The 24,279-nt window shown below is 46.2% G+C and carries 23 protein-coding genes; 15 read left to right on the top strand and 8 right to left on the bottom strand.

Features of this window, described 5'->3' with window-relative positions; genetic code table 11:
• The first annotated feature begins 128 nt into the window (after positions 1–128).
• Both purT and A7981_RS07090 read left to right on the top strand, forming a co-directional pair.
• Positions 129–1,328 (top strand): formate-dependent phosphoribosylglycinamide formyltransferase, encoded by a 1,200-nt coding sequence (gene purT / locus A7981_RS07095; protein ID WP_067266667.1) that lies wholly within the window; start codon positions 129–131, stop codon positions 1,326–1,328.
• Positions 1,329–1,330: 2 nt separating this feature from the next.
• Complete coding sequence (locus A7981_RS07090) at positions 1,331–1,744, top strand: group II truncated hemoglobin (RefSeq protein WP_067266039.1); 414 nt, start codon at positions 1,331–1,333, stop codon at positions 1,742–1,744.
• Positions 1,745–1,749: 5 nt separating this feature from the next.
• On the opposite strand, the gene A7981_RS07085 is transcribed toward A7981_RS07090, so the two are convergent.
• Positions 1,750–3,120, bottom strand: coding sequence for a DEAD/DEAH box helicase (locus tag A7981_RS07085; protein WP_067266036.1), 1,371 nt, complete (start codon positions 3,118–3,120; stop codon positions 1,750–1,752).
• Positions 3,121–3,128: 8 nt separating this feature from the next.
• Complete coding sequence (locus A7981_RS07080) at positions 3,129–4,586, bottom strand: DEAD/DEAH box helicase (protein ID WP_067266033.1); 1,458 nt, start codon at positions 4,584–4,586, stop codon at positions 3,129–3,131.
• A 347-nt stretch (positions 4,587–4,933) separates the two neighbouring features.
• On the opposite strand from A7981_RS07080, the gene typA reads away from it, so the two are divergent.
• Positions 4,934–6,742 (top strand): translational GTPase TypA, encoded by a 1,809-nt coding sequence (gene typA, locus A7981_RS07075; protein WP_067266030.1) that lies wholly within the window; start codon positions 4,934–4,936, stop codon positions 6,740–6,742.
• Positions 6,743–6,802: 60 nt separating this feature from the next.
• On the opposite strand, the gene A7981_RS07070 is transcribed toward typA, so the two are convergent.
• From A7981_RS07070 to A7981_RS07055, 4 genes are all read right to left on the bottom strand, one after another.
• Entirely contained in the window at positions 6,803–7,879 is a 1,077-nt protein-coding gene (locus A7981_RS07070; protein WP_082889229.1) for an acyltransferase, read from the bottom strand.
• Between the two features lie 75 nt (positions 7,880–7,954).
• Complete coding sequence (locus A7981_RS07065; protein WP_254258513.1) at positions 7,955–8,797, bottom strand: M48 family metallopeptidase; 843 nt, start codon at positions 8,795–8,797, stop codon at positions 7,955–7,957.
• Between the two features lie 38 nt (positions 8,798–8,835).
• Entirely contained in the window at positions 8,836–9,348 is a 513-nt protein-coding gene (locus A7981_RS07060) for an SH3 domain-containing protein (RefSeq protein WP_174545141.1), read from the bottom strand.
• On the bottom strand, positions 9,345–11,063 hold the full coding sequence (locus tag A7981_RS07055) for a CHASE2 domain-containing protein (protein ID WP_067266020.1): 1,719 nt from the start codon (positions 11,061–11,063) through the stop codon (positions 9,345–9,347). Before A7981_RS07055 ends, A7981_RS07060 begins: the two co-directional genes overlap by 4 nt.
• Positions 11,064–11,163: 100 nt before the next feature.
• Here A7981_RS07055 and A7981_RS07050 point away from each other — a divergent pair, with 100 nt between their 5' ends.
• From A7981_RS07050 to A7981_RS07025, 6 genes are read left to right on the top strand one after another with little or no spacing between them, the layout of a single operon-like run.
• Positions 11,164–12,516 carry a DNA recombination protein RmuC gene (locus A7981_RS07050; RefSeq protein ID WP_067266017.1) on the top strand — a complete coding sequence of 451 codons (1,353 nt, stop codon included), beginning with the start codon at positions 11,164–11,166 and terminating at the stop codon, positions 12,514–12,516.
• Positions 12,513–12,692 (top strand): hypothetical protein, encoded by a 180-nt coding sequence (locus A7981_RS07045; RefSeq protein WP_067266014.1) that lies wholly within the window; start codon positions 12,513–12,515, stop codon positions 12,690–12,692. The genes A7981_RS07050 and A7981_RS07045 overlap by 4 nt, the downstream gene beginning before the upstream one ends.
• Positions 12,689–12,940, top strand: coding sequence for a molybdopterin converting factor subunit 1 (gene moaD, locus A7981_RS07040; protein ID WP_067266010.1), 252 nt, complete (start codon positions 12,689–12,691; stop codon positions 12,938–12,940). Before A7981_RS07045 ends, moaD begins: the two co-directional genes overlap by 4 nt.
• The gene (gene moaE / locus A7981_RS07035) at positions 12,941–13,393 is read left to right on the top strand and encodes a molybdopterin synthase catalytic subunit MoaE (RefSeq protein WP_067266007.1); all 453 of its coding nucleotides are present in this window, start codon (positions 12,941–12,943) and stop codon (positions 13,391–13,393) included.
• Positions 13,394–13,420: 27 nt separating this feature from the next.
• Positions 13,421–15,571, top strand: a complete 2,151-nt coding sequence (locus A7981_RS07030; protein WP_067266004.1) for a Lon protease family protein — start codon at positions 13,421–13,423, stop codon at positions 15,569–15,571.
• Positions 15,572–15,581: 10 nt separating this feature from the next.
• On the top strand, positions 15,582–15,980 hold the full coding sequence (locus A7981_RS07025) for an RNA-binding S4 domain-containing protein (protein ID WP_067266001.1): 399 nt from the start codon (positions 15,582–15,584) through the stop codon (positions 15,978–15,980).
• 17 nt (positions 15,981–15,997) lie between these two features.
• Here the strand turns inward: A7981_RS07025 and A7981_RS07020 are convergent, their stop codons facing one another.
• Both A7981_RS07020 and A7981_RS07015 read right to left on the bottom strand, forming a co-directional pair.
• Positions 15,998–17,089: a PA0069 family radical SAM protein gene (locus tag A7981_RS07020; RefSeq protein ID WP_067265997.1), complete on the bottom strand. Its 1,092-nt coding sequence runs from the start codon at positions 17,087–17,089 to the stop codon at positions 15,998–16,000.
• 3 nt (positions 17,090–17,092) lie between these two features.
• Positions 17,093–17,779 carry an SDR family oxidoreductase gene (locus A7981_RS07015; protein ID WP_067265993.1) on the bottom strand — a complete coding sequence of 229 codons (687 nt, stop codon included), beginning with the start codon at positions 17,777–17,779 and terminating at the stop codon, positions 17,093–17,095.
• Positions 17,780–17,932: 153 nt separating this feature from the next.
• Here A7981_RS07015 and A7981_RS07010 point away from each other — a divergent pair, with 153 nt between their 5' ends.
• From A7981_RS07010 to pseC, 6 genes are all read left to right on the top strand, one after another.
• Positions 17,933–18,274: a MarR family EPS-associated transcriptional regulator gene (locus tag A7981_RS07010; RefSeq protein ID WP_067265990.1), complete on the top strand. Its 342-nt coding sequence runs from the start codon at positions 17,933–17,935 to the stop codon at positions 18,272–18,274.
• Between the two features lie 4 nt (positions 18,275–18,278).
• Positions 18,279–19,364 carry a GDP-mannose 4,6-dehydratase gene (gene gmd / locus A7981_RS07005; RefSeq protein ID WP_067265986.1) on the top strand — a complete coding sequence of 362 codons (1,086 nt, stop codon included), beginning with the start codon at positions 18,279–18,281 and terminating at the stop codon, positions 19,362–19,364.
• A gap of 5 nt (positions 19,365–19,369) precedes the next feature.
• Entirely contained in the window at positions 19,370–20,329 is a 960-nt protein-coding gene (locus tag A7981_RS07000; protein ID WP_067265983.1) for a GDP-L-fucose synthase, read from the top strand.
• Between the two features lie 86 nt (positions 20,330–20,415).
• Positions 20,416–22,086 (top strand): ABC transporter ATP-binding protein, encoded by a 1,671-nt coding sequence (locus A7981_RS06995; RefSeq protein ID WP_254258512.1) that lies wholly within the window; start codon positions 20,416–20,418, stop codon positions 22,084–22,086.
• 28 nt (positions 22,087–22,114) lie between these two features.
• Complete coding sequence (gene pseB, locus A7981_RS06990) at positions 22,115–23,113, top strand: UDP-N-acetylglucosamine 4,6-dehydratase (inverting) (protein ID WP_067265977.1); 999 nt, start codon at positions 22,115–22,117, stop codon at positions 23,111–23,113.
• Between the two features lie 3 nt (positions 23,114–23,116).
• A complete protein-coding gene (gene pseC, locus A7981_RS06985; RefSeq protein WP_067265974.1) occupies positions 23,117–24,274 on the top strand; it encodes a UDP-4-amino-4,6-dideoxy-N-acetyl-beta-L-altrosamine transaminase in 1,158 nt (385 codons plus the stop codon).
• Positions 24,275–24,279 lie beyond the last annotated feature (5 nt).

The raw sequence follows: 24,279 nt of genomic DNA, 5'->3' as shown, positions 1-24,279 counted from the left end.
TCTCCTAGTAATAAATTCTTAGCAATAAATCTCTTATCTACGCATTAGTCATGAACATGGCTGATGTCATCACGGCTCCGCATGATAAAATCATTAACAGGATTATTCAGATTTTATGCGGAGTGAGTATGAGTATTGGTACCCCTTTAAGTCCTAGCGCTACCCGCGTGATGCTATTAGGTAGCGGTGAACTGGGTAAGGAGGTCATTATCGCGCTCCAGCGCCTTGGCGTTGAGGTGATCGCGGTCGATCGTTACGCCAACGCCCCTGGGCATCAGGTTGCACACCGCGCATATGTGATTGATATGACGGATGGTCAGGCATTGCGAGCCCTTGTTGAAAAAGAGCAGCCGCATCTGATTGTGCCCGAAATCGAGGCGCTCAATACCGCTGCACTTGAAGAAATTGAAGAGCAGGGTTTGGCAAAGGTCGTGCCTACCGTGAAAGCCGTACAGTTGACCATGAATCGCGAGGGTATTCGTCGCCTTGCTGCAGAAACCCTAGCTTTGCCAACCTCCGCTTATGCATTTGCCAATAGTCGTGAATCTTTGCAGCAAGCAATAGATGCCGGTATTGGCTATCCCTGTTTTATCAAGCCTACGATGTCTTCATCAGGTAAGGGGCAGTCGCGTATTACTTCGGCCAAACAGGTTGCAGAAGCCTGGGATTATGCAGCCACTGGCGGGCGCGTTAATCAAGGTGTTGTCATTGTAGAAGGCCAGATAGATTTTGATTATGAGATCACGCTGCTGACTGTGCGGGCCAAGAATGTTAGCGGTGAGGTGGAAACCCATTTTTGCGAACCCATCGGTCATGTGCAAGAAAAAGGCGATTATGTCGAGAGCTGGCAACCACAAGCGATGAACCCTGCGGCGCTAAAAGAAGCACAACGCATTGCCAAAGCTGTGACGGATAATCTGGGTGGTTTGGGATTATTTGGTGTAGAGCTGTTCGTTAAAGGGGATAAGGTCTGGTTCTCCGAGGTTAGCCCACGTCCGCACGATACCGGCATGGTCACCATGGCAAGCCAGCGCTTTAATGAGTTCGAGTTACATGCGCGTGCGATTCTTGGTTTGCCTGTGGATGTCAGCTTGAAGTCGCCTGGTGCCAGCGCTGTGATCTATGGCGGTGTTGATAGCGCTAATCTGATTTACGAAGGGCTAGAGGCCGCTTTGTCTGTGCCAGAGGCAGATATCCGCTTGTTTGGCAAACCTGAGTCATTTGTACACCGCCGTATGGGGGTTGCACTGGCAATCGCAGATGATACCGATGAAGCGCGTCAACGGGCAAAAAAGGCGGCGAGTTTAGTCAAGCCGATCACCGTTTAAGCATGCTTAACAAGATTGGCGAGCCCGGCAGCAGCACTAAGACCTTTTTTGAGCTATTGGGTGGGGTTGAGCAGATACGTGCCCTAGTAGAGCATTTTTACGATGTGATGGATACTGACGTTAAAGCTGAGGGCGTCAGGGCGTTACATCCCGCAGACCTGACTGCATCACGTGAAAAGCTCTTTATGTATCTGACAGGTTGGACGGGTGGGCCGCAGCTCTATATCGAGCGTTATGGGCATCCCCGTTTGCGCGCGAGGCATATGCCATTTGAGATTGGTGAATCAGAGCGGGATCAATGGATGTATTGCATGGTGCGTGCGATGCACCTATTACAGATCGAAGAGCCTGTTACAGTGAAACTGGCCGAAGCCTTGTGGGGCGTCGCAGATTTTATGCGTAATCGGCCAGGTTAGCGCTATTAATCTTTACGTTGCAACCCACCTAATAGTGCTGCGATCTCACGCTTTGGTTTATTGATGCCAGAGCGTGGTATTTGCCTACGTTCCACGAATGCAGCAGCAGGTTCATAGGGTTTATCGAACCACGTATCTGTTGCAGGTTTCTTTCGTTGTGGAATCGGACGGGCCGAAGCATCCTTCTCTTTAGGCACACTTTCCGTGCGGCGTGGTTTGGATGCCTGCTCCAGAGTTGATTTTTCCTGGACGATCTCACGCTTGATCAGCTTTTCGATCTCTTTCAGGTACTTTTCTTCAGCGGGCGATACGAGCGATATCGCAATACCTGATGCGCCTGCGCGACCTGTTCGGCCAATGCGATGCACGTAATCTTCAGGTGTGCTTGGCAATTCGTAGTTGATAACCATGGGTAACTGGTCAATATCCAGACCTCTGGCTGCTACATCTGTAGCGACCAAGGCTTTGAGCTTGCCCTGTTTGAAGGCATCAAGTGCCTGCATACGTTCCTGTTGTGATTTATCACCATGGATCGCATCTGCAGAGACGCCATCACGGACCAATAAACGTGCCAAGCGGCTTGCCGTTAATTTGGTTTTGGTGAATACAATCGCCTGTTCGTCTTTGCTATCCCGCAGTATTTGAGAAAGCAATGCATGTTTGCTTTCTGCATCTACTAGGTAGACTTTTTGCGTTACGTTGTCTGAAGTCGCGTTACTGCGGGCAACTTCAATTAATGTTGGGTTGGTCAAGAACTCTTCGGAAAGCTTCTTGATCTCAGTTGAAAACGTTGCAGAGAACATCAGGTTCTGGCGTTGTTTCGGCAGCAAAGCCAAGATACGCTTTAGGTCTGGCATGAAGCCCATATCCAGCATACGATCCGCTTCATCAAGCACAAGCATCTGCACTTGGCCTAACTGCACAGTACGTTGCTCGATATGGTCAAGCAGGCGGCCTGGTGTTGCCACCAGCACCTCCACGCCTTTCATCAGCTCAGGTTTTTGCGTTCTGATATCGACACCACCAAAGACTACAAGAGAGCGCAAAGCGGTATGTTTTGCATATACTTTTACGCTTTCCTCTACCTGTATCGCCAGTTCCCGTGTTGGCGTCAAAATCAACGCTCGCACCGGGTGGCGCGCAGGTGATGCGCTTGAACTGGCAAGCGGTAATATCTTTTGCAGCAATGGCAAAGCAAAAGCCGCAGTCTTACCAGTGCCTGTTTGCGCACCTGCCATCAAATCGCCACCAGCAAGTGCAACCGGAATGGCTTGCGCTTGAATCGGTGTGGGTTTGGTATAACCGAACTCAGTTAGCGCCTTAAGTATCTCGGGCGCTAACCCCAAGTCAGAAAAACTGATGTTATCTGTCGTCACGTTATTAATTATGCAAAGGTGCGTGGACGTCTTGCAGCACGGTCAGCATTACGTGGGTTGCCGTTTGCTACTGTGTTGCCACGGTTTTCATTATGACGGTTACCGTTGCTATTGCCACGGTTGCCATCTGCACGATTACCTTCGCGATTGCTGTCACCGCGATAGCCACCAGTGCTTGGCGCACCAGACTTATAACCACCAGCATTGCTGCCAGGACGTTGACCAGGGCGCGCATTACGATTGTTATTGGATGACGATGGACGACGACCAGCTGGCGCATCAGCACGTGGGGCAGGGCGTTTAGGCTCAAACCCTTCGATTACTGAAGGCTCAAGACGTTGACCTGTGAATTGCTCGATCTTACGTACTTGATGACGATCAGCGTGTGAAGCGAAAGAAACAGCAGTGCCAGTGTTACCAGCACGACCTGTACGGCCGATACGGTGCACATAGTCTTCTGCGAATTTAGGTAGGTCATAATTGATCACATGTGTGATGCCATGTACGTCGATACCACGCGCAGCAACGTCAGTTGCAACCAGTACCTTCACATCGCCATGACGCAGTTTAGTCAATGTGCGGTTACGCGCACCTTGTGTCATGTCACCGTGTAATGCAGCAGTCTTGTGACCAGCTGCATATAAGTCTTCAGCTAATAAATCAGCATGACGTTTTGTTGATGTGAATACGATCACTTGGTTTACTTCAGGCGCAATCAAAAGATGCTCAAGCAGTTTGTTCTTGTGATTCATGTCATCAACGAAATGCAAACGTTGTTCGATGTTCGCATGTTTTTCTTTTTGTGCAGCGATCTGAATGACTTTAGGTGATTTCAGCAGGCTTTTCGCGATATTTGCGATAGCACCTTCAAAAGTCGCTGAGAACATCAATGTTTGGCGCTCTTTTGGCAATGCAGCAGAGATGCGTTCGATATCTGGCATGAAGCCCATATCCAGCATACGATCAGCTTCATCCAGAATCAGCATTTGCAAACGGGACATATCGATACGACCACGTTCCATGTGATCAAGCAAACGGCCAGGTGTCGCAACCAAGATATCTAATGGTTGTGACAGTAACTTGTTTTGCAATGGGTAAGGCATACCACCAACGATACTGACAGTGCGTGCGCGCAAGAACTTACCATATTTACGTGCAGCTTCGTTTACTTGTGCAGCCAGTTCACGTGTCGGTACCAATACCATGATACGTGGGCCACGGCTCTTGGATGCGTGAGGTGTTGCCAGCAGATTCAAGGCTGGAAGTGTAAAGGCTGCTGTCTTACCAGTGCCTGTTTGTGCAGAAGCCATCAAATCGTGGCCTTCAAGCACAACAGGGATCGCTTGTGCTTGAATAGGTGTAGGGCTGTTATAACCTGCCTCGGCTAAAGCGCGGAGGATAGCAGGGTTCAGATTCAGATTATCAAAATCAGATGTAGGGGTAACGCTAGGAGTTTCTAAAGACACAATTTCCCTTTCAAGGAAAAACTACTAAAAGGGCGCAAGCGGACGCAATCATGTGTTCAACATCAAGTTGAAACAACATAAGGCGCAAACCATGAAAATTCTTAATCGAAATATTTCGTAGGCATTTTACCGGCGCACGGGCATAGCCACTAACCGGTAAAAAACTAGAGAGCCACAAAAATGCAATGGGCTTCGAGAGGGCTAGGGCGATGAATCTCGGCTAGTTCAGCACCTGCAAAAACAGGGCTTAATAAAGTAACCGAAGCGCGCAGTATATAGATTGTCCTCATTTTGTCAAAGGTTTTGTGTTAAAATCGCGCCCTTTTAACGAATCGGCTTAAATACACATGTCGCGCAACCTTCGAAACATTGCCATCATCGCTCACGTTGACCACGGCAAAACCACCATGGTGGATAAACTCTTGCAACAAGCGGGCACTTTTGCATCCCACCAAGCCGTCACCGAGCGCGTGATGGACTCCAACGATCTTGAAAAAGAACGCGGCATTACTATTCTTGCGAAGAATACCGCGGTGAACTTTGAAGGCACACATATTAATATCGTGGATACGCCAGGCCATGCCGACTTCGGTGGAGAAGTAGAGCGCGTATTAGGTATGGTAGATGGCGTTGTATTGCTGGTTGATGCGGTTGAAGGCCCAATGCCGCAAACACGTTTCGTGACCAAAAAAGCTTTGGCGCTAGGTCTTAAGCCTATCGTCGTGATCAATAAGGTAGACCGTCCGGGTGCGCGTACCGATTGGGTGATCAATCACACATTCGACTTGTTCGCTAATCTTGGTGCTACAGACGAACAACTCGATTTCCCGGTTGTTTATGCTTCAGCATTGAATGGTTACGCGACTTTGGATTTGAAAACAGAATCTGACACCATGCGCCCATTGTTTGAGACTATATTGAAACATGTGCAGCCACCAGCCGGCGATAGCGATGCACCTTTACAACTACAAGTCTCTGCACTTGACTACTCAAGCTACACTGGTCGTCTTGGCGTTGGTCGTGTATGGAATGGCCGTATCAAGCCAGGTCAAACCGTTGCTGTAATGACCGGTGACAAACAAACAGGCCAAGGCCGTATCAATCAGGTATTAGGTTTCCGTGGTCTGGAACGCGTGCCAGTTGAAGAAGCTGAAGCTGGCGATATCGTGATCATCTCCGGTATTGAAGAGATTGGTATCGGTGTCACCATCACAGATCGTGACAATCCAGTTGGCATGCCGATCCTAGGTGTGGATGAGCCGACATTGACGATGGACTTTATGGTCAATTCGTCACCATTAGCTGGTACAGAAGGTAAATTCATCACCAGCCGCCAGATTCGTGACCGTTTGACTAAAGAATTATTGGTTAACGTAGCATTGCGTGTTGAAGATACACAAGATGCTGACGTGTTCCGTGTTTCAGGGCGTGGTGAGTTGCACTTAACGATTCTGCTGGAAAATATGCGTCGTGAAGGATTTGAGATCGCAGTGGGTAAGCCACGTGTGGTTTATCGTGAAATCGATGGCGAGAAGTGTGAGCCATACGAGATTCTGACAGTGGATCTTGAAGATGATACACAAGGCGCTGTGATGGAAGAATTGGGCCGCCGCCGTGGTGAGTTACAGAACATGGAGTCAGACGGTAATGGCCGTACGCGTTTGGAATATAAGATTCCAGCACGTGGCTTGATCGGTTTCCAAAGTGAGTTCCTGACATTGACACGCGGTACAGGCTTGATGGCGCACATCTTTGATGAATACGCACCAGTGAAAGCCGATATGCCGGGTCGTCGTAATGGCGTACTGATCTCATCTGAACAAGGTGAAGCCGTTGCTTATGCCTTATGGAAGCTGCAAGATCGTGGCCGTATGTACGCCGTACCAGGTGATCGTCTCTATGAAGGTATGGTCATCGGTATCCATAGTCGTGATAACGATTTGATCGTTAACCCGATCAAAGGTAAGCAACTGACTAACGTACGTGCATCTGGTACTGATGAAGCTGTGCGCTTAGTGCCTGCAGTTCAGTTGACGCTTGAATCAGCTGTTGAATTTATCGATGATGACGAGTTGGTGGAATTGACACCAAAGTCTATTCGTATCCGTAAGCGCTTCTTGCTTGAGCATGAGCGCAAACGTGCTTCAAAAGACTAAATTCATTTAGTTTGAATAAATAAAAAAGCCCGCTGAATGCGGGCTTTTTTATTTAGTCTTTCAAGTGGTTCTTATGGAAATTTTCTTGGATATTCTGCTGCCATAAGAAATCATGGGGGTTTCAATATATTTAAAAGTAAAGGCACTTAAGATAAATGTTAAGCAAGCGCTTATGATGTAAGCAATGAGCTTAGATCCTCCAAAATGAGCAATGACACTCACTACTGGAATGGCAACGATGGGGTGTAGTAGATAAATTGAATAGCAATGCTCACCTAAGAATGTCAATATTCTTGCTAACGGTTTTGGTGTCTTTATATGATGGTTAATCATGCCAAACACAAATAAGATACATGCTACCGAAAGTATAATGCGACCAAGTCCGGAAACTAAAGAGATATTGTCGGCATCTCCTGGAAAAGTATAGAAAAAGATTATGCCGACTAACATGCATGCTAAAGGAAGCCTCTCAAAGATAAGATGACGGTATTTTTGAGAAAAAATCACAATTGATATGCCACCAATAAAAAGAAATAACTGATTGAATGGATTGACATATATGTGCCATTGATTAGCAAGTGATGTTGTTTTATCAAGAAAATGTAGCGCAAAGAACAGCCCTATAGCGATTGATAAAATGAAGATTGGCCAAATTAGTTTGTGGTTATATTTAGTTGCAATCAATATAAATGGAAAAATTGCATAGAATACGATTTCGTTACCAATTGACCATGCCCCAGTAGAGAAGTAAGCGGTCGGATCTATAAAGCCAAATAGTAGAGAATAATTTAAGAAAATTATGTAGCTACTGACATTAAAGGCTGTTCCATCAAGGCGGCATTTTATGTAAATTAAGAGTAATGTTATTGTGACGACTAGCCAAAACAAAGGGGCTATTCTGAAAAACCTTTTTGCCGCGTAAGACTTAATGTCGGTGATAGCGCTTATTTTGCCTTGATAAGCTATTGTTAGGCTTGCTCCACTAAGAATATAGAATATAGCTACTCCATAAATTCCTAACTTTCCTAATAGTGAGTCTCCCCCTAGGTTGCCTAAGGTCCAACTGGTGTAGTGGTAGAGCATAATGGTTAAGGCCATTACTCCCCTGAGGTAATCAAGAGATTCAATTCTTTTCATGAGGTGTACTTAATTTTTTGATGATTAGGTTGTCTATAACTTCTTAATCTGCATACTGAGCTAATAGTTAGTAAGTTATTTTAAGTGATAGAGTCTTTTAGGAAGTGCTTGACCATCAGTTATTTTGTCGAGGTGATTTCCTACTGCATTGGCTAGCTTTTCCAGACGATCATCTGGGGTTGGGTGAGTCTTAAATAGAAGCGCAACACTACCATCATTACTGCTGACTTCGCTTATTTTTTCTAGTACTTCTGGTAAGCCGTAGGGGTCGTATCCTGCTCTTGCTGCTAATACCAGACCTACGCGATCTGCTTCGAATTCAGCGTCCTTGTCTAAACCACGTGCCATGATCTCAGCACCGCTACCGATGACTTTCTGTATGGTTTGGCTATCCTTACCGACCTTAGAGCCAAGTAAATTAGCGCCCAGATTTAGTAGTTGAGATTTTTGTAATACTTTTAGGTGATGTTGTTTGACGACATGGCCTATCTCATGTCCCAGCACGCCAGCGAGTTGGGCTTCATTATCCAGTTTGCGGTATAGACCTTTTGTAATAAGTACATAGCCGCCCGGTGCGGCGAATGCATTCAAATCTTCGGATTCGATGACGCCAAAATGCCACGGCAGATCGGGACGTTCACTTTGGCTTGCTACCCAGCGGCCTATCTGATTGACATATTTTTGCAGACCAGCATCTTTTACCAATGGTGCTGCACCAAGTAGATTGCCAGCGATCTCTCTGCCAAGTGCGATCTCTTCTTTTTTTGTTGGGCTGATCAGATTAATCGATAGCTCGTTGTTGTTCGCCGTTTCTTTTGCAGGGGATTCGGCTGGTTGACTATTTTTCTTATTATCGATGTTGTCGATAGTTTTTAATGCATCGTTTAGATCAAATGCTTGCGCGGCGTTCATATTCATTGTGAAGGCGAATACACAGATGAGAGTTAGGTGAAGTCTCATTGAGCACTCCCTCCTGTGTCTGGTAGATATTCGAGCTTTATTGCTTTTAAGTTGCCTGCCTTGGCGAACTTTTGTCCCTGCGCTGCTGATTGCGTATAGCTTTCTAGGGATTTAACTTCCGCCTCGTCGAATTTTGCATCCTTGAGTTCTTCTTCAGTCAATCCGCGCACCCCGGTTGTGGCAACGACCTGACCTGTGCCAGCGCGCCCACTCGCGACACTGAGTATGCCTGCTGTTTGATTTGCCGTTGCGGTGGAGCCCCTTTTGACGGAGAGCAATCTTACCCACCCCGTCGATTTTGCGGCCTTCACTTTAAGCCATGCACCTTGTTTGGTGATGACCTCCACTTTATCGCCTCGCGCAAAACTACCTGATGTCTTTGCATCGGCATACGGCTCTTTTCGTAAGGTATCCGCTTTGAGTGCCGTGCCCATTTCAGCGCCTACCGATATGCACGGTATTAAAAGTGCTAATAGAACGAGGGCTGATTTTTTAAAGTTGATGGTCATGTTTTAGACTGCTCCTCTACTACAGTTGCCGGAAATGGTGGTTCGATGGGCTCCAGCTTGATGATGGATTGTGCGAACAGGTTGCGCCATTGACTTGCCAATGGCTGGTGGGCTGTTAATAATCCATGTTGCAATGTGTGCGTTACTCTTGTTGTATCTGGCAGCCCTAATGTTGCGATGATGCGGGTCAGGCCATTTGCGATGGTGGAAGCATCTTTATTCACTTGATCTGCATATTCAGTCACATTGCTCGCATAGGTCCAGCTGACAATGACGATGTCGCCAAACAGCCCCCAGATACCGCTTTGCGTACCTTTTAATATCTCGATGCTGCTTGGCGTTTTGCTCGTCAGCTCTATCTCATATTTGATCTTTTTCAGCATTGCGTCGCCTAGAGGCTCTTCGCTCTCAATCAATATCGGCATGATGAGCGCTTGTGTGCCGCCTTCCCCCGGTTTTACGCCAAAAGCCAGCCATCGTTGCAGCGCGCGATCGGTTGCCAGAGCATATATTTTAGCGATACTGAAATAAACGATCGCCCAAGTGATCGGCCCCGTAAAGTCCAGATAGGTATTCGTGACATTGATACCGATATAGGAAAGTACAAGCAGACCTATCTGGCTAAAGCTGAATATCTTGTTGAATTTGTCGCGGTCTGCATTTGCATAGAATGCCGCCGTGGTCAGCCAAATAAGTAAGAGGCTGATTAGCACATAAGGTAGTGCTCCGCGCCATACACGCAGGTAATCGCCATGTTTGACATTGTCGATAGCCGTTGCCAGTATCTCAACACCGGGATGAGATTTAGCCATTGCGGTTGCTTTGAGGTCGAACAGGCTAGGGGCTGTTGAGCCGATGATAACGATCTTATCGGTGAACTCACCCTCTGGGCGCTGTTTGACTTTGCTCGTGATATCTTGCATCACATCACTAAATGTCACGTATTGGTAGGTAAATGGTTTACCGCGCCAATTCAGCAAAACATTTTGGGAATCCGGAATGTCGTAGCCCAATGTTTTGCCAATGGTTAATGGCAAAGAGGGTAAGCGCCAGCCGTAATCATCGTTATATAGCCGATACTCACGGACGATACCGTCTTTATCCGGGTAGATATTATGGGTGCCGAGTCGTTTGGAATTCAGTGCTGCTTCAAAATGCGGTAACACGACCGCGATAGTGGCGTTTGGGTCAGATTGGTTTGGAAGACTTTCGCCAATCCCCGGAATCATGCTGGGTTTTATTTCACTTAGCTTATCGTGTTCAGCGGGCAGCCTCAGAAAGGGGAAGAAGGTATTGCCCGTATTTGCTATCGTGTCGTTGAAATAGGCATCACTATCGGGGTTATAGACATCTGCATCGCTGAATAATATGTCGAAAACGACTGCCTTTGGTCTTTGCCGTTCTATATTCTCTAAAAACTCACCGAATACCTGACGTGGCCACGGCCATCTGCCATATTCGCCAGCCATAGCGGATAAGCTGGCCTCATTCACATCGATGATGATGATATCCGGGTCTGGTGCAGGCACAAGAATACGGCTGCGGACCATAAGGTCGAAGGCTTTTTGGCGCATATTCTCACCGACATGGAATATCCCCGCATCCAGCAATACAAAGACGGTCAGTAGCGTGGCGAGATAGATATAGAAATTGTTTCTCAGCTTTCTGGATACGTTGGCAAGCCATTTTCCGATGAGTAGTCTGAGTTTGATCACAAGTAAGCTTTCAAAATATTTCTGGTGAGAGTTGAGTTTGTCACAAACAGCCGAGGTTTTGAAGGTAGGACTGTATTCGGTTGGAGTATAATTTCACACTATGATAGAAACGCTCACACTTATTTTTGCTGTTGTCGCATGTTTGTTGCTGGTTTTTCTGGTTTGGAAGCATACCAGTAAGGTAGATAGCGCTTCACAACTGATTCTCCAGCTAGAAGACAAGCACCGCGCCATGCTGCTTGATTTGAATGATGGGCTCAATAAGTTGGGCGATCGCCTCAATGCGGCCTCAAGTGAAAGCGGTGAACGCCTGCGAGCGTCAGTCGCGCAAGAGCTTAAAGAAACGCGTGATGCGATGCAGGCGCTTAAAATCAGTCAGAATGAAAGCTTGGCACAAACGCGCGAGACAGTACTTGAGAAGTTGCATACGACGTTGGCTGAACAAGGCAAGGCAGAGCAGTCGTTGATTCAAGATACGATGCTAAAAGCCACCACACAGTTGACGGCGACCATCGAAACCCTGACGAAAGCGGTAGATAACCGTCTTGAACTGATTGGTGGCAAGGTGTCAGAACGTTTGGATGAAGGTTTTAAGAAAACCAACCAGACCTTTGCTGATGTGATGGCGCGATTAGCCACCATCGATGAGGCGCAAAAGAAGATCGATGGCTTGACTACTAATATGGTCAGCCTGCAAGAGCTGCTTGGCGATAAGCGCTCACGCGGTGCTTTTGGTGAAGTCCAGCTTGAAGGGCTTGTACGTAACCTGTTGCCTGAAGATGCTTTTGAATTTCAATATACTTTTAGCAAAGGCGCGCGCGTGGATTGCGTGCTTAAATTGCCAGAACCCACAGGCTTGGTCGCGGTTGATTCCAAATTCCCGCTTGAGAACTATCAACGCATGTTCGCCGAAGGCGCTGAGCGAGGCAGCCCTGCCTTATTCAAGGCCGATGTTAGGCGCCATGTGGATGATATTGCCAATAAATACATTATCCCCGGTGAAACCAGTGATGGTGCCGTGATGTTCATTCCCGCCGAAGCCGTGTTTGCCGAGATACATGCCTATCATCGTGACCTCGTTGACTATGCGCAACAACGACGTGTATGGATCGTCTCACCGACAACATTGATGGCTGTACTCAATACAGCTAGAGCTGTATTGAAAGATGTAGAGACCAGAAGCCAAGTGCATATTATCAAAACCGAGCTTGGCAAACTGGGCAAGGATTTCTCGCTATTCGATACGCGCATGAAGAAACTGGCAGAGCGCATACGCCTCGCGCATGAAGAGACTGAACAGGTGCATATATCCAGCCGCAAGATCACCCAGCGCTTCGCCCAGATCGAACGGGTTGAGCTCAAAGGGGAAGATGCAGCGGAGCTTGCTTTACCGATTCTTGATGAATCGGCAGATGAGATCGAAGACCTATTTAGTGAAGGTAAAGCGCCATGAACGAAGAAACAATCCCCATTATGCTTGTACAGCAGTACGCTGCAAAATTCGGCATCACTTTCAGTTCCAGCCTAATGGCAGATGATGCCTATAAGTCTAAGCTTATTCAGTTGCTGGGCGATGCCATCAGTGGAAAACGCGGCGCAGTGACTGACGAGGATGTCACCAGCGAATGATCAAGCTGCTTTACTTTGCTCGCCTGCGAGAGGCCTTGGGTATTTCTGAGGAAGATTACGCGCATGACACCGCATTAACAGTAGCTTCTCTAGTTCAAGTGCTGACTGCGCGAGGCGGGGTCTGGCATGAAGAGTTTGGTGGCAAGAAAACCATCCGCGCAGCAATTAATCAGGTGCTCGTAAAAAGTGATGCAGTGATTGCTGATGGGGATGAAGTCGCATTCTTTCCCCCTGTGACGGGTGGCTAGATGATAGTGCGCATTCAAACAGAAGATTTTGATGCGGGTGCGGAGATCCGCCAGTTAAGACTAAGCCGTGCTGATGTCGGCGCTGTTGTCTCCTTCATAGGCCAAGTACGCGACCTGAATGATGGCACATCCGTTAGTGCGCTGACTTTAGAGCATTATCCGGGCATGACAGAAAAAGCGCTCGAGGATATCCTGACCAACGCAAAACAGCGCTGGAACATATTCGATGGGTTGATCATTCACCGTGTGGGCACCTTGGCACCTCAAGACCAGATCGTGCTGGTTACTATCATTGGAGCACACCGAGGCGAAGCATTTTCAGCCTGTGAGTACGTGATGGATTACCTGAAAACCGAAGCGCCATTCTGGAAAAAAGAACAGACATCTGATGGTGAGCGATGGGTCGATGCAAGAGTATCGGATACCCAAGCGCGCAGCCGTTGGGAAAATTGAATCGTACTAATTTAATCATTGAGCAATATGCTACAAAAACTATCCTCGCAAGCGCTGACATTCGCTTTAACGGCAAATGACCTGACATTCTCTGATACCTCTGAACTGGTCAATGACAAAAATCTAGGCTGGATTGGGCAGGCACAAGCAGAAAAGGCCGCGCAATTCGGATTGGCGATGCAGCAGTCTGGATTTAACTTAATCGTTCTCGGTGAGCCAGGTAGTGGGCGTACTTCACTGACATTGCAGGCCATGCGGGACTTTGCCGCCAAGCAGGCCACGCCTCCTGATCTTCTAGTGCTTCATAACTTTGCTACACCTGAAAAACCGATTGTATTGTATGTGAGTGCCGGTTTTGGATTCGCCTTGCGCAGTTTAATCGACGCCTATATCAGAAATATCGCAAAAGCTTTGCCTTCCTTATTGGCTGATCCGACATCTGTCGCATCACCTGAGGCGGCGCTTGATAAAGTTGTCAGCGAGACAGCCAAAAAATCTGTAGAGGTCTACGTGACAGAGCAGCTTGCCAAGATTCAGCAGGCTGCATCAGAAAAAGTTGTAGATTCACACTTATTTGACCAATATTTAACTAGAGTCAAACAAGACATTCTCGACAATATCGAGGTGTTTCAAGCGCAAGCCAATAATGATTCCGATGGCGTTTTGGAAAACTTTCTCGGCAGGCATCGTGTGAACTTGATGGTCGACCATCGCGGTCTTACTGGAGCCCCTGTGATTTATGATGATGACCCTTCATTTTCATCATTGTTTGGCGGAATGGAAAGCGTTGCCGATAGTGGAGATAATGCCGCAGACTTTATGAGATTGCGTGCGGGCCATTTACTTAAAGCGCATGGCGGATTATTGCTGCTGCAATTACGTGATCTTAATGCTGATCAGCAAAGTGGTAACCAGATTCTTGAGAAGTTGCAGCGTTTCTTGCGTAATGGACATATCCAGATCGAAGAAGTCAGTGCAGGGTCATCTCAGGGCACTACCAGTCATTTTTCGCCGTCCCCATTGAAAACCAGTGTGAAAGTGGTGCTTATCGCCACGCGTGAAGAATATTACGCGCTACAGGAAGAAGCTGATGGTTTTGCAAGACACTTTCCGATCAAGGTGGATTTTGTCGATATGCTGCTTGCTGATTCGGCTAGCTATCATGCTTATGCCCAACATATCGGCCAGCAGTGTGTTGAGCTTGATGTGCCACATTGTAGTGTTGAGGCTGTTATTGCGTTGCTCCGTGAGATGCATCGACAGATCGAAGATAAAAGGCGTCTCAGCACTAATTTCGCAGAATTGCAAAAGCTATTGCTGGAAAGTGCTGCCTTTGCCATCGCTCGCGGTGCAGCCCTAGTAGATAAGGTTGATGTAGAAACTACGCTGGCAAGCCGCTATGCGCGCCATCAATATGCGGAGCAACAGTTGAGGGATGCCATCCTAGATGGTGAGGTAGTGGTGCGTACGCAAGGTGGGGCCGTTGGGCAAATCAATGGTTTAACCCATATCGATTTAGGCGATGTTGGCTTCGGCTCCCCTGTACGCATCTCGGCGCGTTGTCATGCGGGCAATAAAGGGGTGATCAATATTGATCGTGAAGTCAGGATGACAGGGCCTAATCACGATAAAGGCATATTCATTCTCAAGAGCTGGTTATCTGCGAGCTTCTCAACACTTGCTCCTTTGGCTTTGGAAGCGTCCATCGTTTTTGAGCAAGAATACTATGGGGTTGAGGGCGATTCTGCATCATGTGCCGAATTATTTGCTGTGTTGTCTGATCTCTCAGGTCTACCTTTATCACAGGGTATTGCGGTTACCGGAGCGCTGAATCAGCATGGTGAAGTGATGCCAATCGGCGGTATTAATGAGAAGATCGAAGGATATTTCCGTGTCTGTCGAGAGATAGGACTGGATGGTACACAAGGCGTTATCGTGCCAGAGCGCAATCTAAATCACTTGGTGCTGGATAACGAAGTTATTACTGCGATCGATCAAGGTTTGTTCCATATCTATACCATCAACCATGTGCTTGAAGGCATTTCACTGCTGGCTAATTTGCCAGCCGGCAGTATCGATGACTCTGGCTATTATGCGGGCGATACGGTCATGGGGCGTGTACAACGTACGCTGAAGAGTTACAGCCAGATTTACAAGAGCAACCATCATCTTTCCTAGTGATTGTTAAATGAGCGCTTCTGAGATCAATGACGAAAAATGCCGTTTAGATAAATGGTTATGGGCTGCGCGCTTCTTCAAGACCCGTAGTTTAGCAACCGATGCGATAGATGGGGGCAAAATCCACGTAGATAGCAATCGTGTCAAGCCTGCAAAAGAAGTGAAGGTGGGGCAGGTCATTCTTATTCGTCGTAAAGAGCTAGAAATGGAAGTGACTGTTACAGCGCTATCTAACATGCGCCGCGGCGCACCAGAAGCCGCGTTACTTTATGAAGAGACGGCTGCAAGCCTGGCCAAGCGTCAAAATTTGGCCGTAACGGGCGAAGCTGATCATGCCAAACGTGAGCGTGGAGCAGGTCGGCCGACTAAAAGACAGCTACGCGATATCAAGCGCTTTACTGGGCTTTAGTTTTAATAGGTTAAGCACTAAAACAGATCAAGCTGGCTGATGTGCTTCTTTGTGATAGGTGGCGCGAATAGATTCGTATTCAACTGCAACTTTAAAACATTCAATCCAAGCTTTCGTGTCGTTAGCCTAAACCTCTGCCTGATCATGTCGGCGAAAAGCCCGCTCCCCCGCATGCGTTCATGAAATCCCGACTGATACACTTCACCATTCCTGCTTTGCCTGACGATGCTCATGACATGCGCTGCTTTTAATGGATGGTGTAACTGCAGCCATTCTTCAAATAAAGGCGCTACTTCCAAGGGTAAACGCAAGAGTACATAGCCCGCATAAGAGGCCCCGGCTTCAGCAGCAGCGTGCAATATGGATTCCATCTCGGTATCTGTGAGCACAGGGATGATAGGGGCTGTCATCACACCAACTGGGATTCCAGCCTCATGCAATCTTCTCATTGTTTCAATTCTTCTTAGCGGAGCTACTGTGCGTGGCTCAAGTGTGCGTGATATATCATTCTGTAATGTCGAAATAGAGATGAAGGTTTGCACTAATCCATATTTTGCCATCGGCGCTAAAATATCGATATCACGCTCAATCATGGATGACTTACTCACAATTGTGAGTGGGTGTCGGAATTCAGCCAATACTTGCAATATCTCACGCGTGATCTTGTAATCTCGTTCTATAGGCTGATATGGATCAGTATTAGAGCCTAACGCTATAGGTGCACATACATAGCTCGGTTTACTAAGCTCTTTTCTTAACAACTCAGCAGCGTTCGGTTTTGCAAGTATTCGCGTTTCAAAATCAAGCCCAGCCGAAAAGCCTAAGTAGCTATGGGAGGGGCGTGCATAACAATAGATACATCCATGTTCACAACCGCGGTAGGGGTTTACCGAGCGATCATATGAAATATCGGGCGATTTATTCCAATTAATAATCGATTTGGTGTTATCAATTAGTACTTCTGTCCTAAGAGAGCCTAATGCATTCGTAAGGTTATCCCAGCCATCATCAATCTCAGCATGATGGGCAGCATCAAAACGGCTGGCATGATTGCTGGATGCGCCTCTCCCTTTAAAGATCAGAGGCCTGATGATGTCTGGTTGTTTCATCAATTACCAAGGGATTTCTTTTCCATCATACGCGTAGAATTTTCCACTATCTGCGAGCGTGATTGCTTCAATCACATTACGCATGCCGCTGACACTTTGCTGTACATTAATCAATCCATTTGGGCCACCCATATCGGTCTGTACCCAACCAGGATGTAATACGATAGTCGTGATGCCTTTTGGCGCCAGCTCAATTGATAAGCTTTTGATAATCATATTCAACGCAGTTTTGCTCGAACGATAGATGTAGCTGCCACCGCTCGTATTGTCTGCAATGCTGCCCATCTTACTTGTGATATTGATGATCTTTTTAAACTGGCCTTTTTTTACATGTGCCTCAAAAGCCTGAGCTACTTTAAAGGGGGCAAGGCTATTGATACGGAATGCATTCAACCAGTTTTCGTATAAGTCATGACTGTTGCTATCTGGGTATATCCCGGCATTATTGATTAAAAGATCAATCGGTTCTGTCAGCGTTTTTGATAACGTATCGACTTGTTCAAAATTGCCAACATCTAATTGGTAAACAGTGATCGACTCACTATATGCAGACGCCACTAAGTTGAGAGCTTCAGCACTTTCTGGATTGCGACAACATGCAATAACACGCCAGCCCGCTTCTGCATATTGCTTAGTAAACTCAAGTCCAAGGCCTCGATTGGCGCCTGTAATAAGTAAGTTTTTTGACATGGAATATCCTCTGATGATGGGTGATTTTAAGATGTTTTTATTAAGCTGCACATTATTAATATGCATTACATATTGATAGACGCTTGTTAAAGCGATAAAGTTTTTGATACACTTCGTTCATGTGCTGAACGCACTCATCACTTTGAAGCCTAAATGCTCACTGACGAATATCGTTACAAGATACTAAAGCTGGTTGAAGCAAAGCCTGAGATTAGCCAGCGCGAACTTGCAAAAGCGCTTGATATCAGTTTGGGTAAGGCCAACTTCTGCCTTAAAGCGTTGGTGGATATCGGGTTAGTGAAGGCCACGAATTTTCGCAATAGCAAAAATAAACTTGCCTATATGTATCTTCTGACGCCTAGCGGAATAGAGCAAAAAACTGTAATTACTTTACGTTTTTTAAAACAAAAAATTCAAGAATATCAAGCGTTATCTGACGAAATAGAAACCTTAAGGCAGGAAGCAACCATATCTGGTGCAGAAGACAAGGCATAACATTATGAGTAAAGTGGCATTAATCAGTGGCATCACGGGGCAGGACGGCGCGTATCTGGCGGAACTGTTATTAAGTAAAGGTTACATTGTGCACGGTATAAAACGCCGTGCTTCTTTATTCAATACAGACCGAATTGATCACCTCTATCAAGACCCGCATGTCGACAACAAGAACTTCATCCTGCACTACGGCGACCTCACTGACTCCACCAACCTGATCCGCATCATTCAACAGGTACAGCCAGACGAGATCTACAACCTAGCAGCCATGAGCCATGTCGCAGTCAGCTTCGAGACCCCGGAATACACAGCCAATGCTGATGGTATCGGCACACTCCGTATCCTGGAAGCCATCCGTATCCTAGGACTCGAAAAAAAGACCCGCTTCTATCAAGCCTCCACCTCAGAGCTCTACGGTCTTGTGCAAGAGATCCCACAAAAAGAAAGCACCCCATTCTACCCACGTAGTCCCTATGCTGTCGCTAAGCTCTATGGCTACTGGATCACCGTCAACTACCGTGAAGCCTATGGCATCTATGCCTGTAACGGCATCCTCTTCAATCACGAGAGCCCACTACGTGGAGAAACCTTCGTCACCCGCAAGATCACCCGTGCGCTAGCCCGTATCAAGCTAGGTCTCCAAGAATGCCTATACCTCGGCAATATGGACTCACTCCGAGACTGGGGTCATGCCAAAGACTACGTCGAAATGCAATGGCTCATGCTGCAACAAGACCAAGCTGAAGACTTCGTTATCGCTACTGGTGTGCAATACAGCGTCCGCGACTTCGTCAATGCAGCCGCTAAAGAGCTCGATATCAAGGTCACTTGGCAAGGCGCTGGCGTCGATGAGAAAGGCATCGATGCCAATGGCAAAGTTATTGTGCAAGTCGACCCACGCTATTTCAGGCCTACTGAAGTCGAGACGCTGCTTGGCGACCCCACCAAAGCCAAAGAGAAACTAGGCTGGACACCAAAAACGACATTCCAAGAGCTTGTCTCTGAGATGGTCAGAGAAGACCTGAAGAGTGCGCAACGTGATGAACTGGTCAAGCAGCATGGTTTCGATGCGTTTGATTACCATGAGTAGAAGTTATGGATAAGTTAGCAAAAATCTATGTGGCAGGGCATCGCGGGTTGGTTGGTTCGGCACTCATGCGTCAACTCATAGCCAAAGGCTATAGCAATATTATCACTCGCACGCACGCTGAATTAGATCTTACTAACCAGTATGCCGTACAAGATTTCTTTGATCTAGAAAAGCCAGAATACGTATTATTAGCTGCAGCAAAAGTAGGTGGTATTTATGCGAATAACACTTATCCTGCTGAATTTATCCATGAAAACTTGGCTATTCAAACTAATGTCATACATCAGTCATATCTTAGTGGAGTAAAAAGACTGTTATTCCTAGGCTCAAGTTGCATATACCCTAGAGATTGTCCTCAGCCGATTAAGGAAGAGTATTTACTTACGGGCCCATTGGAGCTCACCAATAGACCATATGCGCTTGCCAAGATTGCCGGTATTGAGATGTGCTGGAGTTATAATCGGCAATACGGCACGCAATATTTGGCAGTTATGCCTACTAATCTGTATGGTCCAGGTGATAATTACGATCTTGAAACATCACATGTTTTACCTGCTTTAATTCGAAAATTTCATGAGGCCAAGCTAAATCAAAGTCAAACAGTCACAGTTTGGGGTACAGGTACACCTCGAAGGGAGTTGCTGCATAGTGACGACATGGCGGCAGCTTGTTTATTCCTGCTGGGAATTGAGCAGAGTAAATTGATTGAAACTTTAGATTTTAATCGCCCTCCATTGGTTAATATTGGGTGCGGTGAGGATCTGACAATTCTGGAATTGGCCGAAAAAGTGAAAAGTATTGTCGGCTATCAAGGGGAGATAGTTCTTGATGTATCAAAACCTGATGGCACCATGCGTAAGTTAATGGATGTCAGTGTTGCTGCGAAATTGGGTTGGCAAGCTCAAATCTCATTAAGTGAAGGCATACCTATAGCCTATCAAGACTTTGTCTCGGCATTTAACTGATGGAAATTTTCCGGAAATTTAGGTCTTTATTGACCCCGTCCGAGAGAAAGGGAGCGCTAGTCCTGTTATTCTTAATGGTTATAGGAATGGCGCTGGAAACACTAGGTATAGGACTTGTCATTCCTCTTGTTGGTCTTATGATGCAGGATGATCTTGCTAACAGATATGTATTTGTTGCAAGGGTTTACGACAAGCTTGGTGATCCTTCGCAACCTGAGCTTGTAATGTGGGGCATGCTGTTTCTCGTGACTGTATACGGTGTAAAAAACCTTTTTCTTGCATTTCTTGCTTGGCGTCAAGCACGTTTCGCATTTGGTGTGCAAGAACAGTTATCACAACGGTTGTTCGATATTTATCTTGGGCAGCAATACACATTTCATCTGCTAAGAAACTCTGCTCAGCTCATTCGTAATGTAACCATTGAAACAAATCTCCTGACGATATCAATTAGTGCTTTTCTTCTGATTATGACGGAGGCATTGGTCATTATTGGGATTGCCGTTTTATTACTCTGCATCGAACCGGTCGGTGCTGTTCTTGTTGTCTCAATATTGGCAATTGCTGGATATGGTTTTTTGAAATTGACGCGCAATAAAATAATGCGCTGGGGTACTACCAGACAATATCATGATGGCATGCGAATTCAGCACCTTCAAGAAGGCCTAGGTGGGGTGAAGGATGTTTTATTGCTGGGGCGAGGAATAAATTTCCTGAAAGAATATGCGACCCATAACAGTAAAAGTGCCAGAGTAGCTGGTCAGCAGGTCGGATTGCAGCAAATGCCAAGGCTTGGCTTGGAGTTTCTCGCAATATCCGGCTTGTCTATGCTTGTGGTGATAATGATCCGGCAGGGTGGAAAAATTGAAAATGTTTTGCCTATACTTGGTCTTTTTGCAGCAGCAGCTTTCAGACTTCTTCCATCTGCCAATCGTATGTTGCAATCAATCCAAACTGTCCGCTATGGCATCCCAATAATTGATACGCTGTACGAAGAACTCAAGTTGAAAATCGATGGACATGATACAAAACCAACTTGTACTATGCCGTTTATTCAGGAGCTTCAGGTTAGAAATCTGACTTTTATGTATCCAAATACAACCTCGCCTGCTTTGAATAATATCAGTCTGAATATAAGAAAAGGCGAATCGATAGGGTTTATAGGCACAAGTGGATCAGGTAAAAGCACGTTAGTGGACATTATTATGGGTTTGCTTGTGCCAAATATCGGTGAGGTAGTGGTAGATGGCCAAGAAATAACCAAAAATTTACGAGGATGGCAATCCAAAATCGGATATGTACCACAATCCATATATCTTACTGACGACACTTTGCGTCGAAATATAGCTTTTGGTCTTGCAGATGATCAGATAGATGAGTCCGCTGTTATGCGGGCAATTAAGGCGGCACAACTGGATGAATTTATTACGTCATTGGAGATTGGTCTCGATACAATCGTCGGTGAACGTGGCGTCAGGCTGTCAGGAGGTCAAAGGCAGCGTATCGGTATAGCCCGAGCGCTTTATCATGATCCGCAAGTTCTCATATTGGATGAAGCTACCAGTGCTTTGGACACAACTACAGAAGAGGGCATAATGGAAGCCATAGAAGCTCTACATGGAGCAAAGACAATCATTATCGTTGCGCATAGGCTTTCAACTGTAGAAAATTGCGACCGTCTTTACCGGTTAGCACTAGGTAGTCTAGTAGACGAAACTGTTCCTACTGCAAAGATAATGCAGGAAACTTTCTCGAAATGAGACCTCAATTGGTAATAATGGATTAAAAATGTTAACGAATTCCTCAATATTGATTACTGGCGGTACCGGCTCGTTTGGTCATACTTTTGTACCGCTTACACTTGCTAAATATAATCCACGCAGGCTAGTTATTTTTTCACGTGATGAAATGAAGCAGTGGGAAATGGCCAAGCTCTATGGTGATGACCCGCGCGTACGGTTTTTTATCGGTGATGTACGAGATAAAGACCGGCTAAGCAGAGCATTACATGGTATTGATTACGTAGTGCATGCTGCAGCAACCAAAATTGTACCAACAGCCGAATACAACCCATTCGAATGCGTCAAAACCAATATTAACGGTGCCATGAACCTGATCGATGCCTGTATTGATCAAGGCGTGAAACGTGTGGTTGCGCTTTCAACAGATAAGGCAAGCAGTCCAGCAAATCTTTATGGCGCTACTAAACTTGCTTCTGACAAACTTTTTGTCGCTGGTAATTCATATTCCGGAACGGCATCCTCGAGGTTTTCTGTGGTGAGATACGGCAATGTTATGGGCTCTAGAGGCTCAGTAATTCCATTTTTCATGTCTCTTGTAGATAGCGGTATTTTACCAATAACCGACGAACGTATGACGCGATTCATGATTACCTTGGAGCAAGGTGTAGATCTGGTTTGGCATGCATTTGAAGATATGGTCGGAGGTGAAATCTATGTCAAGAAAATTCCATCCATGAATATTCTGGATATCGCCAAAGCGGTTGCATCAGATGCCGAGCATAAAATCGTAGGAATTCGCCCGGGGGAAAAGTTGCACGAGCAAATGATTGGGGAGGAGGATGCGCTATATACTTATGAATATCCTGAGCACTACAAAATTTTACCCGCAATCCATAAATGGAGCGAAGACCCTGAGAGAATTAAAGGGGGTGTGAAAGTCGCGCCGGACTTTACTTATTCTTCCAGCAACAATGCCGAGTGGATGAATGTCGACCAGCTTAAAGACTGGATAACCAAAAATCTCGATATAGTCGGGAAGATTTAACTCATGATTCCTTATGGACGACAAACTATAAGCGAAGCTGATATTCAGGCGGTAGTCGATGTGTTGCACTCGGACTACCTGACACAAGGGCCGGCAGTTCCTGCATTTGAGATTGCTGTCGCAAGCTATTGTGGCGCGCAGCATGCAGTTGCTGTAAATAGCGCTACTAGCGCACTTCATATTGCCTGTCTTGCGCTAGATGTTGGGCCCGGCGATATAGTCTGGACCAGCCCGATTACATTTGTAGCAAGCGCAAATTGCGCACTATATTGCGGAGCGCAGGTTGATTTTGTTGATATTGATGCAAAAACCTACAATCTCAGCGTTGAGCGTTTGGCACAGAAACTTGAAATTGCCGATAAAACAGGCAAGCTACCCAAAGTGGTTATTCCTGTACATCTTGCTGGTCTATCATGTGATATGGAGGCTATTCATGCACTTGGTAAACAGTATGGATTCAGAATCATAGAAGATGCATCACATGCAATAGGTGGCAGATACAAGGATGAACCAATAGGTGGCTGCAAATATAGTGATGTCACTGTATTCAGTTTTCACCCAGTCAAAATAATCACTACGGGTGAAGGCGGAATCGCCGTAACCAACAATCCTGAGCTCGCGGATCGCATGCAATTGCTCCGCAGTCATGGCATCACGCGTGATGCAAACAAGATGACGCATGTATCAGATGGCCCTTGGTATTACCAGCAGATAGGCTTAGGGTTTAATTACAGAATGACGGATATTCAGGCTGCGCTGGGTTTAAGCCAACTGCGGCAGTTGGATGAGTTTGTTGCCAGAAGAAATAAACTTGCTAGAAGTTACGATCTTTTCTTCGCTGGTATGCCTGTGTTGGTACCATGGCAACATCCCGATATTTACTCAGCTTTTCACTTGTATGTGATTCGCTTGCAGTTAGGCAAATTAAACAAAAATCATAGAGAGATTTTTGAGTTGTTACGTGCTTCAGATATTGGTGTGAACCTGCATTACATTCCTGTCTATCGGCAGCCATATTATGAAAAACTGGGCTATGACAGAAATGATTATCCCGAAGCAGAGAAGTACTATACCGAAGCAATTAGTATTCCTATGTTTTCAGGTTTAACTGACCAGATGCAATTGGAAGTGAAAGAAAAAATAGAGCTTAATTTAAGATAATAATT

The organism is Methylovorus sp. MM2, assembly GCF_001648895.1.
GTDB lineage: Bacteria > Pseudomonadota > Gammaproteobacteria > Burkholderiales > Methylophilaceae > MM1.
This window is presented reverse-complemented; position numbering and strand designations above follow the sequence as displayed.